Annotated in this window: 14 protein-coding genes; 7 read left to right on the plus strand and 7 right to left on the minus strand. The window is 71.0% G+C overall.

The window, feature by feature from the left end:
* Position 1 precedes the first annotated feature (1 nt).
* The 3 genes from ACFXGN_RS22950 (at position 2) to ACFXGN_RS22960 (ending at position 1652) form a co-directional block, all read left to right on the plus strand.
* Entirely contained in the window at positions 2–184 is a 183-nt protein-coding gene (locus tag ACFXGN_RS22950; RefSeq protein WP_384862349.1) for a hypothetical protein, read from the plus strand.
* 5 nt (positions 185–189) lie between these two features.
* Positions 190–687 carry a VanZ family protein gene (locus tag ACFXGN_RS22955; RefSeq protein ID WP_384862345.1) on the plus strand — a complete coding sequence of 166 codons (498 nt, stop codon included), beginning with the start codon at positions 190–192 and terminating at the stop codon, positions 685–687.
* A 467-nt stretch (positions 688–1154) separates the two neighbouring features.
* Positions 1155–1652 (plus strand): lipocalin/fatty-acid binding family protein, encoded by a 498-nt coding sequence (locus tag ACFXGN_RS22960; protein ID WP_384862201.1) that lies wholly within the window; start codon positions 1155–1157, stop codon positions 1650–1652.
* A 420-nt stretch (positions 1653–2072) separates the two neighbouring features.
* Here the strand turns inward: ACFXGN_RS22960 and ACFXGN_RS22965 are convergent, their stop codons facing one another.
* The 3 genes from ACFXGN_RS22965 to ACFXGN_RS22975 form a co-directional block, all read right to left on the minus strand.
* Positions 2073–2300, minus strand: a complete 228-nt coding sequence (locus ACFXGN_RS22965; RefSeq protein ID WP_384862204.1) for a hypothetical protein — start codon at positions 2298–2300, stop codon at positions 2073–2075.
* Between the two features lie 398 nt (positions 2301–2698).
* Positions 2699–3028 (minus strand): thioredoxin family protein, encoded by a 330-nt coding sequence (locus ACFXGN_RS22970; protein ID WP_384862207.1) that lies wholly within the window; start codon positions 3026–3028, stop codon positions 2699–2701.
* Positions 3029–3175: 147 nt separating this feature from the next.
* The gene (locus ACFXGN_RS22975; RefSeq protein ID WP_384862210.1) at positions 3176–3727 is read right to left on the minus strand and encodes a hypothetical protein; all 552 of its coding nucleotides are present in this window, start codon (positions 3725–3727) and stop codon (positions 3176–3178) included.
* 295 nt (positions 3728–4022) lie between these two features.
* Here ACFXGN_RS22975 and ACFXGN_RS22980 point away from each other — a divergent pair, with 295 nt between their 5' ends.
* The 4 genes from ACFXGN_RS22980 (at position 4023) to ACFXGN_RS22995 (ending at position 9099) form a co-directional block, all read left to right on the plus strand.
* Positions 4023–4544, plus strand: a complete 522-nt coding sequence (locus ACFXGN_RS22980; RefSeq protein ID WP_384862212.1) for an EF-hand domain-containing protein — start codon at positions 4023–4025, stop codon at positions 4542–4544.
* A 1205-nt stretch (positions 4545–5749) separates the two neighbouring features.
* Positions 5750–7168 carry a beta-propeller fold lactonase family protein gene (locus ACFXGN_RS22985; protein ID WP_384862215.1) on the plus strand — a complete coding sequence of 473 codons (1419 nt, stop codon included), beginning with the start codon at positions 5750–5752 and terminating at the stop codon, positions 7166–7168.
* A 481-nt stretch (positions 7169–7649) separates the two neighbouring features.
* Positions 7650–8180 carry an RICIN domain-containing protein gene (locus ACFXGN_RS22990; RefSeq protein ID WP_384862218.1) on the plus strand — a complete coding sequence of 177 codons (531 nt, stop codon included), beginning with the start codon at positions 7650–7652 and terminating at the stop codon, positions 8178–8180.
* A gap of 283 nt (positions 8181–8463) precedes the next feature.
* Positions 8464–9099 carry a histidine phosphatase family protein gene (locus ACFXGN_RS22995; protein WP_384862220.1) on the plus strand — a complete coding sequence of 212 codons (636 nt, stop codon included), beginning with the start codon at positions 8464–8466 and terminating at the stop codon, positions 9097–9099.
* Here the strand turns inward: ACFXGN_RS22995 and ACFXGN_RS23000 are convergent.
* The 4 genes from ACFXGN_RS23000 to ACFXGN_RS23015 are packed head-to-tail and all read right to left on the minus strand — an operon-like array spanning position 9079 to position 12308.
* Positions 9079–9819 carry a lysophospholipid acyltransferase family protein gene (locus tag ACFXGN_RS23000; RefSeq protein ID WP_384862223.1) on the minus strand — a complete coding sequence of 247 codons (741 nt, stop codon included), beginning with the start codon at positions 9817–9819 and terminating at the stop codon, positions 9079–9081. The two genes, ACFXGN_RS22995 and ACFXGN_RS23000, sit on opposite strands and share 21 nt — an antisense overlap.
* The gene (locus ACFXGN_RS23005) at positions 9816–11039 is read right to left on the minus strand and encodes a hypothetical protein (RefSeq protein ID WP_384862226.1); all 1224 of its coding nucleotides are present in this window, start codon (positions 11037–11039) and stop codon (positions 9816–9818) included. Before ACFXGN_RS23005 ends, ACFXGN_RS23000 begins: the two co-directional genes overlap by 4 nt.
* A gap of 10 nt (positions 11040–11049) precedes the next feature.
* Positions 11050–12072, minus strand: a complete 1023-nt coding sequence (locus ACFXGN_RS23010) for a beta-ketoacyl-ACP synthase III (protein WP_384862230.1) — start codon at positions 12070–12072, stop codon at positions 11050–11052.
* Positions 12069–12308, minus strand: coding sequence for an acyl carrier protein (locus ACFXGN_RS23015; RefSeq protein WP_384862233.1), 240 nt, complete (start codon positions 12306–12308; stop codon positions 12069–12071). The genes ACFXGN_RS23010 and ACFXGN_RS23015 overlap by 4 nt, the downstream gene beginning before the upstream one ends.
* Positions 12309–12312 lie beyond the last annotated feature (4 nt).

Here is a 12312-nt window from a genome sequence, read left to right on the forward strand (position 1 = left end):
GGTGGTCTCCCGGAGCCTGCTGCGGGCTGCGGCCCGGTCCAACTCCCAGATGGCCGGGACGAGGGGCACGTACGCCGGGGTCATCGTGGTCGAGGCCGCGCTCGTCGACGAAGGCCTCCTGGCCGAGCAGTACGCGGACGGCCACTACGGGACGACCACCCTCACCGGCATGAGCCGCTGGTAGGAGCGGTGCGGTCATCGGGGCCGGAAGCCGGGCCTGTCCCCGCCGACGGCACCCCCGGCCGGGGCAGCCTGAACCGGCTCGCCGCGAAGCACCAGTTCGACACCCTTTCAGACGGGTACGGCACCGGCCGCAGCGTTTCCCCTGTCCCCTTCAAGGAATTCTGGGCCGCATCTTCCAGCACCGGTGTCGCCTTCTCAGAGGTGACCTTGGTCAACTTCGCTGGGAACATGCTCCTGCTCGTACCGTTCGGCGGAATCACCGCGCTTCTGTGGCCGCCACCCCGGCGCACGGTCAAAGGGGTCTTGACCACGGCAGCGCTCTCACTGGCCGTCGAGATCGCGCAGTACCACCTGTCACTGGGAAGGGTCTCGTCCGCCGACGACGTCACCCTCAACACGGCCGGAGCAGCGGCGGGAGCCCTCCTGGTGCGCCGATGGAACAAGACCGCACAGGCGTCCACTCCGCCGCTCGCAGAGCCCAGCTCCGCCGGAAAGGTCAGGTAACCAGGTCTACGGACACGACGGCCACCGGGTCGGTCTGCCCTCCTGGAAGAGAGGGGACCCGACGGCCACCGGACGCACCTTCGTGCCTGGTTCATGTGCGACACCGCAAGGGTGCCCACGGCCCGGGCCCGTATGAGCGGATGGGGCGACGGCCTCACAGTCCAGTCCGGGGAGGTAGCCATGGTCGCTGCTCTTGGCCTGGCCGCTTCCGGACAGGCCGCACCCGCGCACCGCTTAGTGAACCGCCCCGGTGCGGGCGGCGACCTCCGCGCGCACCGGGGCTATCGCCACCGTCCGCTCACTGTGCCCGCTGCCGTCGACCAGGGCGACGGAGACGGCGAACCATGCGCGGTCGGCCGCACTTGGGCCCGATTACTCCTGTTCCCGCCCGGCTGACAACCGGATCATGGTGAACGCGGCGCCGGTCACAGCCTCGCACCCACGATGACCACGATGGAGGGGCTCGCATGGGGCTCGGAGCGTTCACCGACTTCACCGGCACGTACGAAGTGGCCGGCAGCGAAGGGTACGAGGAGTACCTCGAGTCGATCGGTTTTGGACCGGACGCCCGCAAGGACATGGCATCGCCCGAGCAGGTCATGACGATCACTCAGGAGGGCGACCACTACACGTTCGAGACCACCGGCCCTGCCCGCACGATCGTCTCGCAGTTCACCCTCGGCCAGGAGTTCGTCGAGAGCCCGTACGGCGAACCGGTCAAAGGGATAGCCCGCCGGGACGGGAACCGCATCATCCTGCAGCAGCGGAACACCGTCGCCAAGCTCGACAGCACGATCGTGTTCGAAGTCGACGACGAAGGCATCGACGTGCACTTCACCGGCCCCGGCAACACCGTTGCCGAGCGACGCCACAAGCGCCGCACCCGACAGCGGCAGCCAGGGGCCCGGCTCCGTCCCGGGCTGCTGCCACAGCCACAGCTCCGGCCACTCGAACGGGACCCGTAAGGAAATGCCACGTTCGTGAGACTGGGCCGCCATGTCACCGGTCCGAGACGGATAGAAGCACCTTGTCACCGGGAATGTCCTGCGTCAGAGGCGGCGAGATCCTACGGCTGCGCCCGAGCTCGCCGGGCACGTTCGGGACGTGGGGTTCGACAAGGAGTCCGGCCGACTGGACGTCGTGCCCGCTGCTCTCGCGTACGGAACGAAGGCCCGCTGGTACGCGCCGCGGCTCATCGAGGCCGCCGACAGCCAGATGTCCGGCGCGAACGTCCGAGCGGTCAACGTGCTGTCGCCCGCCTCACGCGCCGTCACCACGGCGATGTCCTCGGCGGCCTCCGACGCACAGGGGCCGAGGTCCGGTCGTTCCGGCCGGGCTGACATCGGAGACCACATCGGCCGGGGCTACCACCGCGCCTCCGCCGCTCACCGCGCAGTGGTTCCGCCCCACCAGAAGAAGCCCGCCGCCGTACGGCAGGACCAGGCTGGCGCGAACTCGCCGCCGCGGCCTTCCCCCGGGAGCGCGGCGACCAGCCCCCGGGAGGCGAACGAGGCCTCCGCGTCCGTGCTCGGGTCGGGAACGACGACAGCCGCGTTCAGGTCCCTCGTCAGCGGGGTGGCGGGCTGGGTCCGGTCGCGATCGGGAAGAGCCAAGGGCGTTCTCTGCCTTTCGTCGGCTTGCCTGAAGGACCGTCACGAAGCTTCGGGGCACGCCGAAGGGGCGCCCCCGGGACCGGCGGGGGACATTCCCGCCCGGACACGATGCGTAGCGATCCGCATCCGCATCCGCGCAGTGCGACCGGGGAGATGTCGCCCCCCAGCCTCGTTCCGGACAACCCGCCCGTGAAACAAGCCGGGCGCCGTGCGGTTCTCGGACCGTCGGCCCAGACTCATGGCGTCGGGCGGATCCCGGGTGGTGGCGGTGCCCGTTGCTTCTGCTCCGCTGCCCCGGCTGTGCTTTGGACGCGGACGGCTGCGGCTCCGTGCCAGGCCGGGACCGGGGTGGGTCGGCAACCCGTGCGGGTCCCGGCGGGCGGGCGGAGCGGTGGTGCTCAGATGCCGTTGCCGCGGAGCCATTCGACGAGCTGGGCCTTGGACCAGGGGCCGATTTTGGTCCCGGCGACCTTTCCGGCCTTGAACAGCAGGTAGGTGGGGACCGCGGTGACCGTGAAGCGGGGAGGGGTGAGCGGGTTGCGGTCGATGTCGAGGCTGCCCACGGTCAGCCGTCCGGAGTTCTCGGCCGCGATCTCCGCCAGAGGTTGCTCGGCCGCCTTGCAGGGCCCCGACCACTGGGCGAGGAAGGCCACCAGGACAGGGCCCTGAGCCTTGACCACCTGGGCGTCGAACCCGGCGTCGGTGAGGGTGATGACGGTTCCGCTCATGCGTGTGACTCCTGGCGGCTCGTGAAGGGAACAGGGAGGGAACGAGCCGCGGGGAAACGGCGGTCTGCCTGGTCCAGTTCCCGCATGGGCGCCTGGACCAGGCCGAGGGGCAGTCGTCCCGCGCGACGCTCGTCGGCGGGCGGGACGTCAGGTGGTGGCCGCGTCCTTGTAGGGGTAGGCGGTCAGATGGACGAGCCAGTTCTGGACGAGGAACTTCTCGCCGCCCTCCAGGCGGAGCCGGACCTTGACCTCGGCGTTGCGGACCTTGGCCGCGTCCCAGGGGTAGTTGCGGGCCCGGGTGATGGTGTGGCTGCTCCAGGACTCGCCGCCGCTCTCGGTGAGGCACACCTGGTCGGTACGGGTGCCGGTGGTGCGGGCGGTCAGGGTCAGGTGCGGCTGCTCGGCGGTGAGCAGCGGGTGGTTCTCGTTGCGGGGGCTGCCGGGCTCTCCGCCGAAGGTGATGTCCGCGTGTCCGATCCCGCCGGGGCCCCGGACGGCGGCCTCGGCGGAGAAGGTGACCACGAGGAGCCCTCCGTTGAGGGAGAAGGACGGCCCCAGGGAGATCGGGATGAGCGCTCCGGGCAGGTTGACCCAGCCGCCGGGCGCGGTCTCGAAGGGCTCCGAGCCCCACGCGACCGCGGTCTGCGGGGTGATCTGGCTGCGGTAGGCGTATACGGGAGCGGTGGTCGAATCGGCCACGTTGCGTTGACCTCCATTGAGCTGACAGTCATCGGGCCTCCGCAGCCTAAGTGCGGACCGAGAGCGCCGCGTCGCTGTTTCCGGACAATCGGATCAGCGGACGGAACGTCCCAGGGGCGTGCTGCCAGGGTTGGGCCGCGCTCGTTGCCGCCGCCCCGGTGGGCAAGGTGAGGCCGTCCTGATGCCGTCAGATGTCCGGGTGGGCCCGGCATCACACCACTGGCCCAGTGTCCGATGTCGGCGGGAAACCGTTCTTCGGGTGAGACCACGTTCTGAGGAAGGGAAGGGTGAGGGGATGTCGGACACTGCGAAGCGGCGCATCTTCGCCATGCTGGACGTCGACGGGGACGGTGTGATCACGCTCCCCGAGTATCTGGGCCGGGTGCATCGTGCCGCGGCTGCGTGCGGCCGGGACCCTCACGACCTCCTCGTCTCAGCCGCCCTGACGGCGCACCGTGAGGTGTTCGACCGGATGGACGGGAACAACGACGGGGCGGTCACCTTCGAGGAGTACCGGGCCTGGGCCGGACACGACGCGTTCGAGGAGTCCTGTCGCCCCGCCCTCGGTTCTCTGTTCGACCTCGCGGACCTTGACGGCGACGGACACCTGAGCCGCGACGAGTTCACCCGGCTGCGGGCCGCCACCGGAAACAGTGCCGACGGCGCGGCCGCCGCGTTCACCGCACTCGACGTCCATGGTGAAGGCGCCGTGGACCGCGACACCTACCTCACGTCCATCCATGACTTCCTCACCACGGGAACCTCTCCCATGGCGGATGCCTATCCCGATCCCGCCGGAGCCACCGCCGCCTCCTGAACCAGATTCCGTGCGACGACGGCCCTTTCCGAGTGCCCAGGCCCGTCGTCGCACAGCCGAACGCACCCAGGTCCATCCCTGTGTGCGCAAGGAGCAGGGCGGACGCCGTCGGACGGCCCCTCCCGGGCAAGGTCCGTCCTCGGGCGAACGGAACGCTTCGCGATCCGCAGCACCGCACGTTGGATCGTGGGAAGGCCGAAACCCGCGACCGATGCGGGCGTTCCACGACATCCGGTCCTCCATGGGCACCGTCGCCCACGCCGTGAGACCGGGCGGGAGCGGCGTCGGTGGGGCGTGGCGGCGGGTTCCGGTTCGACCCTCTCGTCCCGAAGGCCACTCTCCAAGTCGACGAGCGTGGGCCCGGCGGGTGTACCGGCAGCCTGCGGCGCGAGGGTGCCGGTGCCGCAGAAGAGGGCGGGGGCGAGCAGGCGGCGAGGCCGCACCGACGGTCGGCGCCCCGGCCGTCGGTGTCCGAACGGGCTGCCGCCCGTCAGTCGCCCTGTCAGCGCCGGACACGGCCTGAGGGTTGGGGTCGGACCCTCCACCGGCTCCGCCACGGCCGTTCTGACCGCTGGTGCCGACAGGAGCTCCCGCACCGCCATCCCCATGTATGCGGGTACGACACGGGGGCACCCCATCCGTTGATCCGCGGGAACAGTGCGGCCAAAAATTGAACACATGACCTAGTGATCATTCGTTCGGATGATTGTGTGGACGGTCGCGATCAGACCGGCGCGGGAGGCACCACAGTGATCACCGGGCGCCATACCGATGGCGAGGGGAGTGGGGGTGAGGGAGCGCGCCGCCGAGGGGCCGCCGGGGCGAGACAGAAGGTCCCGCAGCCAGGGCACCGCAGGAACGGGTCCCCCGACGGCGGCGGCCCGCGCCAACCGCCGGGAAGAGACCTATGGGCCGCGGCCCGTCCCAGGACATCGCCCCCGGTCGGTGGCTACGAGTCCTTTCCGCACAAGGTCGGCTCAGGACTGATCAGTACCCCCGAACCGACACCGTGTCCCGGCACGGCCCCGAAACCCGGGAGGCCGGAATGCCCCTCGGTCAGGCCGTCACCCCGGCCCCCGCTCTGTTCGGCACGTGACCCGCCGCACCACCGTCTGACCCACATCCACGACATCGCCACACGGGCCACCGGTCGGCCACCTGGCCACGCGCTCCCACACCGGGGCCCGACGAGAGGAACCCGCCGTATGAGCCTGCCCATAGCATCCGTCTGGCCCTGGAAGCGGCCCGGCCGCCGATTCCTCGCGATCGCCGGTTCCTTCGGCCTCGCCATGGCGTCGTTGACCGCCGCGGTACCGACCGCGTACTCCGCCCCGGCGGCACGGATCACGGCTGAGGCGCCGCTCGCCTACGTGACGAACTACAGCGACGACACGGTCTCTGTGATCGACACCGGCACTGAAACCGTCATGTCGACCTTCCCGGTCGGCGACGGGCCCAAGGGCGTGGCCGCTTCCCCGGACGGAGCCCGCCTCTACGTGAGCAACGGGAACGCCGGCTCCGTCACCGTGACCGACACCGTGACGGGAACGGTCACCGCGACCATTGCTGTCGGCAACGGCGCCAACGGCATCGCCGTCTCACCCGACGGGACGCGCGCCTACGTCGTCAACAGCGCCCTTCAGCGGCTGACGGTCATCGACACCACGGCGAACACGGTCACCGCCACCATCGCCGTCGGCAGCGCCCCCCAGGACGTGGCCGTCTCCCCGGACGGCAGCCGCGCCTACGTCACCAACTACAACGCCCGCTCGGTATCGGTGGTCGACACCGCGACGAACACCGTGACCGCAACGATCAACGTCAGCGGATTCCCCCAGAGCGTCGCCTTCACCCCCGACGGCAGCCGCGCCTACGTCACCCGCCCCTACGCCAACTCCGTCGCCGTCATCGACACGGCCACCAGCACCGTGTCCGCCGGCATTCCCCTTACCGACGGTCCGTACGACGTCGCCGCGTCCCCGGACGGCGCACACGTCTACGTCTCCCGGGGCCAGGGCGCCACCGTCGCCACGATCGACACCGCGACGAACACCGTGATCGCGACCACCGCCTCCGGAAACACCCCCCGAGGCGTGGCTATCACCCCCGACGGCCGCCACGTGTACACCGCCAACGGCAACTCCGCCACCCTCTCCGTGATCGACACCACCACCCACACCACCAGCGGCATCCCCGTGGGCACCACCCCCGTCGACATCGCGATCGCCGAACGTCCGCTCGCCGACCTCGGCGTGGAACTGACCGCCACCCCCCGCCCCGGCCTGCTCAATGGCCGTATCGACTACACCTTGACCCTCACCAATCACGGCCCCCACACCCTCGCCTCCGCCACCGTCACCCTGGACCTGCCCACCCCCACCGGAGCGACCAGCCCCGACTGCACCCTGACCACCGGCAAGGCCACCTGCACCACCACCGCCCTCGCCCCCGGCGCCACCACCACCCGTCGGATCACCGTGCCCGTCGCCATCCTCAGCCTCGGCACCTCCTACACCGTCACCGCCACCCGCACCACCAGCACACCCACCGACCCCAACCCCGTCAACGACACCGCGTCACGCACCTGCACCGCCACCACCGCACTCCTCATCAACTGCACCTGACACACCCCCGCACCGACAGGGCCGGACCGGCCCATCACCGGCCGCTCCTCCCCACACCCGGGAGGAACGGCCGGTCCAGTGGGTCCGACGGCACATCATGCTGAGTACCTTCCCGGGAAAGGGAGAGGCTCGCTCACGGCAGCGGCCTGCGCGGGTGCGGTGAACAAGCCGGCCACCCCGAGGTACTGGTGGCCATCCCCGGGTCCACGCCCGGCGCGGGTGACGGAGGACAGAGAGAGCGGATAGGGCGGGAGCTCATGTGGAGAGCCTGCGGCCGGTTGCCGTGGTGGGCGGAGAGGCGGTGGTACGGGAGGAACCCCTGCTCGGCGCTGCGTCAGGCCCCGTGATGGCCTCATCCGAAAGGCTGAACTCGGTGGCCCGGACCGTTTTCCACGGCGTCGACCGGCAAGCATCCTCCTGCCGGTGGGGCAGGACCGTCACGGCACGCTGTCCCGAAGAACGAGAGAACCGAGGTGCTGCCATGCGTACACGACACAAGGCGCTGACCGCTCTGGCCGTCTTGGCCGCTGCCGTAGGAGCCCTCACCGGTCCGGCGGCCCTGGCCTCGCCGGAGGCCGCCGTGGCGGCCGATCCGCCGGGAACCCAGGTCTCGGTCGAGACCTTCGCGAACAAGTGCTTCGACGTGCGGACCCAGGACAGCGGTGCTCCCCTCGTGCAGGCCGACTGCGACAGCAACTCCCGTACCCAGCGCTTCTGGGTGAACACCGTTTCCGGCGGTGTGGAGATCCGCACCGCCGGAAACCTGTGCCTCGACCTGGAGGCCGCGAAGCGCGGCAACGGGACGAAGATCATCCAGTACCCGTGCGGATCGCTCCCCAGGTTCACCCAGACCTTCCTCACCTTCCCGGCCGGCACGGGACTGTCCACGATCCACACCATCGATCTCAGGTGCTTCGACGTCGAGAACGCCGATGAGGCGGCCGGGGCGGGCATCATCCAGTACAGCTGCAGCGGCGACTCCAACCAGAGTTTCAGGCTCCGCGAGATCTAGCACCACCAGCCACACACCCCGGACCACCATGGCGCCCGGCAGTCACACAGAGCCGTGGTGTCCGGGTCGTAGTCGTTCCTCCAGACCGTCCCCGGGAGGCACGGACCGCCGGAGAAGCGGCTGGGAGGCACGGGTGGTCAGGTGGGCCGGGCCGACGTTCGTGTTCCGTACGGGCCTCCGGCCTGTCCGGGTGAATTCCTGGTCGAGGGCGCCACGTCCAGTGCTGTGAGCGCCGTTGAGGGGGTGAGCGGCCCGATGGTGGTCGATTGCCTCTGGAGGGCAGATGCGTCTGTTGTTGATTCGTCATGGCCAGACGGCCGCGAACCTGGCGGCCGCCCTCGATACGGCGGCCCCTGGGTCGCCCTTGACCGAGGTGGGGCACCGGCAGGCCGAGGATCTGGTCCACGTTCTGCGGGAGGAGCCGATCGGGGCGGTGTTCGTCTCGCCTCTCACACGGGCCCGTCAGACGGCGGGGCCGTTGTCCTCGGCGCTCGGACTGCGGCCTGCGGTGCGCGACGGGCTCCGCGAACTGGAGGCGGGTGTCTGGGAGCTGAGCACCGAGGGGGACGACGTGAGCAGGTACGCGGCGGTGGCCTCGGCGTGGGCGTGCGGGCGTCCCGACGTTCCGATGCCGGGGGCGTCGGACGGGAGGGACTTCCTCGGCCGTTTCGACGCGGTGACCGCTGAGGCTGCGGGCTGCGGGGCCCGCGTCGCCGCGCTGGTGACGCACGGCACGGCGATCCGGATCTGGGCGGCGGCGCGAACGTACAACGTCTGCATCGGATTCGCTCTGGAGAACGAGGTCCCCAACACGGGTGTCGTCGTGGTGGAGGGCACGCCGACGGCAGGCTGGCGGGTGCTGTCGTGGGCCGGGAACGAAGTCGGGGATCGGACGGAGTCAGCCCTCCTGATGGGGTGAGTGCCAGGCCGGGGGTGCCTTGCGGGGGGCCGGCAGGTCGAGGAAATCCTGCCCGGAGAGGTCAGCGATGCGGTGCATGAGGTGGAGCGTGGTCTCCCGCAGTGCCGCGGTGGTCGGGAATCCGTCGGCGCGGCGCCCGTGGCCCTGGACCAGAGCCCGGGCGTCGAGCGGCGGCCCGAACCGGATCCGGACGGGGTGGGGACGCAGCCGGGTGGTACCGATGGGCTGTACGCGGTCGGTTCCGGTGATGCCGAAGGGGAGGAGGGGCGCGCCGGTGACGAGGGCGAGGGCGGCGGCGCCCGGGCGTCCTCGGTAGAGCCTGCCGTCGGGTGAGCGGGTGCCTTCGGGGTAGAGCGCGAGGAGGCCGCCGCCGTGCAGGACCCCGTGGCCTGTGTCCAGGACGGCGCGGGCGGCTGACGGCCCGCCGTACCGGTCGACCGGCAGTACGCCGAGGCGGCGGTAGTACCGCGCCAGGAGCCTTCCTCCGACGCCGGGCCGTGTGAAGTACTCCTCCTTGCCGAGGACGGCGACCGCGCGAGGGACGGCGGCGTAGAGGAAGAAGGTGTCGCAGACGGCGAGGTGGTTCCCGGCCAGAATGACGGGCCCGGTGGCAGGGATGTGCTCCACGCCGGTGACCGTCACGGGGCACCGGGTACGGCCGACCAGCCGCATGGCGGCGCGCACGGTGCGGTAGCAGAGGTGCGGCTGTCGGTGCGTCACGGAGCGGTGGACGCGGCCGGGGCCAGGACGTCGACCGCCTGGAGCCACCGGTCGGCCAGCTTCTCGGCGGCGGGCAGCGCGGTGTCCGCCGTGAAGGAACAGACGGCCTCGTCGCGCCACAGGGTGAGCGCCGACTGGTAGGGGAAGGGGGCCGGGAGGCAGTTCAGATTGGTGAAGCGGGTGGCCCGGCGCCCGGCGAAGCCGATGTCGGCGGTGAAGCCCAGGACGGTGGTCTGCATACCGGCGCGTGCGAAGAGCCGCCCGGAGAGCGTGCGGACACCGGTGACGTCGAGCCGTCCCATGGTCTTGCCCATGGCCCAGCGGACACCTGGATCCCGGAGCCGACTGGTGTGGCGGGCGATGATCCTGGCGCGCTCGCCGAGGTCGCTGTGCTCCCAGGGAAGGTCGACCAGGGCCATCGCGAAGCGGTTCCCGGTGTAGGGGGTCACGCCCACCTGGTCCAGGGACACGGGCAGGACGATGCCGCGGGTGCGCCTGCCCTCCGCCGTCCAGCCGGTGGGATCGGTCTCCTCCGCGACCCGGGTCAGAGCGGCGACGTGTACGTCCAGGACCGAGCACCCCAGCGATCGCGCCGCCGAGCGAAGGCGTGCGACGGGCACCACGGCCGAGGTGAGCACTCGCCGGTTGTCCGGCGTGCCGTGCAGCAAAGGCCGTCGCGGTTCCCGCACCAGCAGACGAGTGGAGGTCACGGCTGTGCGCAACTGTCCGCGGACGCGCGGGCCGAGGGCGGGGGGTTCTCTGTGGCGTTCCGGTACCGAGGCGGCTGCGGCGGGTTCGGCGAGGGCGAACAGCAGGCGGGCCAGCCGCATCAGACCGACCCCGTCGTGGAGGGCGTGGTGGGCGCGGTAGCACAGGACGTACCCGTCCCCGTCGTCCCCGGCGGCCAGCCATACCCCCCAGGGCCGTTGAGCGCACGCGGGAGCGGGGAGATTGACCAGAGCGTCGTAGGCCCGCGACCACTCACCCGAGCGGCAGCCCGGCACGGAGAGCTCGCGCACATGGTCGGCGAGATGGTCACCGCAGTCTGCCAGGGGAGGCAGCAGGGGAAGCCGCCGCCGCACCTGATCCAGGACCGTGTCGATGCCGGGTGGCGCACCGGGCATCTCCACGGCCGCCCCGATGTGAAGGTAGTGGACGACCTCCTCCATCTCGCGGATCGTCCGGTCGACCGCCGGGTAGGTGGCGGCTGCCTCACTCATGTCCGTCCTTTCATTCACCCGGAGTCAGTTCAGGCCACACGACAGTGGTGGCCCCCCAGGTCAGACCAGCCCCGAACGCCGCGATCACCAGGCGCGCACCGGACGCGAGAGAACCGTCGCGAACCGAGTGGTCCAGCAGCAGCGGCACCGAAGCCGAGGACGTGTTGGCCACACGGTCGATGTTCGCGAGCCAGCGTTCCTCCGGCACGGCGAGTCTGGTCGACAACGCCTGGCAGATACGTGCGTTCGCCTGGTGGATCGCGACGCGGTCGACGGCAGGCAAGTCCCAGCCACGGCTGTCGGCGGCTTCACCGATCGCCGCGCCCATGCGCTCGACCGCGTGCCGGAAGACCTGCCGCCCCTCCATGCGCACGTAGGGACGCGGTTCGGCGGCGGTGTAGTCGTACCGGGTACGAGAACCTCCCCGCGGGTTGCCCAGGAGGCCCGCGCCGGTTCCGTCGCTGCCCAGCACGAACGGTCCGAGAGCCCCGGGCTCGTCTGGGCGCCCGGCCCGCAGCACAGCCGCCCCCGCGCCGTCGCCGAAGATCGCGGCGGTTGTCCGGTCCTCGTGATCGGTGACGGCGGACATCGTGTCCGCTCCGATCACGAGGACCCGTTCCGCGGTTCCGGCGGCGATGTAGCCCGCGGCCACCGACAGGGCGTACACGAACCCGGAGCAGGCCGCGCCGAGATCGAACGCGGCCACACCCGTCAGCCCGAGGCGGGAGGCGATCTCGGGCGCGCACGAAGGGATCAACCGGTCGGGCGTCGCCGTCGACAGCAGAACGGCGTCGGCCTGCCCGTGGCCCTGTGACTTCAGGGCGCGTGCCCCGGCCTCCACAGCCATGCCGATGGTCGCCGTCCCCGGGTCCACCCGACGCCTGCTGCGCACTCCTGTGCGCTGATGGATCCAGTCGTCCGTCACTCCCAGCCGCTCCGCGACCTCGGTGTTGGGCACCACCGTGGGCGGCAGCCACGCACCCAGGCCGCACAGCACCGCCGCCGGAGCGCCGCCGTTCCGTGCGCCGGTCACCGTGCGGCGTGCTGCTGGCGGCCCTGCTCGACCAGCGCGGCCACGGCATCGACCGTGGCGCACGCGGCGAGCTCGTCCTCGTCCACCACGACACCCCACTCCTCCTGGACGATCATGACGAGTTCCGTCACGGCCAGGGAATCGAGCCCCGCCTCGTCCAGCGTCGCCCCGGCCGTCACGGCGTCCGCCGGCAGCCGGAGCCGGTCCACCAGAGTTTCCCGCAGCCACTCGTACACAGCT

The organism is Streptomyces sp. NPDC059247, assembly GCF_042754005.1.
In the GTDB taxonomy this organism is placed as follows: domain Bacteria; phylum Actinomycetota; class Actinomycetes; order Streptomycetales; family Streptomycetaceae; genus Streptomyces.

Excerpts from the sequence above, each read along its gene's own strand:
- ACFXGN_RS22970 (WP_384862207.1), bottom strand. The coding sequence starts at position 3,028 with ATGAGCGGAACCGTCATCACCCTCACCGACGCCGGGTTCGACGCCCAG.
- ACFXGN_RS22990 (WP_384862218.1), top strand. The coding sequence starts at position 7,650 with ATGCGTACACGACACAAGGCGCTGACCGCTCTGGCCGTCTTGGCCGCT.
- ACFXGN_RS22980 (WP_384862212.1), top strand. The coding sequence starts at position 4,023 with ATGTCGGACACTGCGAAGCGGCGCATCTTCGCCATGCTGGACGTCGAC.
- ACFXGN_RS23005 (WP_384862226.1), bottom strand. The coding sequence starts at position 11,039 with ATGAGTGAGGCAGCCGCCACCTACCCGGCGGTCGACCGGACGATCCGC.
- ACFXGN_RS22960 (WP_384862201.1), top strand. The coding sequence starts at position 1,155 with ATGGGGCTCGGAGCGTTCACCGACTTCACCGGCACGTACGAAGTGGCC.
- ACFXGN_RS22995 (WP_384862220.1), top strand. The coding sequence starts at position 8,464 with ATGCGTCTGTTGTTGATTCGTCATGGCCAGACGGCCGCGAACCTGGCG.
- ACFXGN_RS22985 (WP_384862215.1), top strand. The coding sequence starts at position 5,750 with ATGAGCCTGCCCATAGCATCCGTCTGGCCCTGGAAGCGGCCCGGCCGC.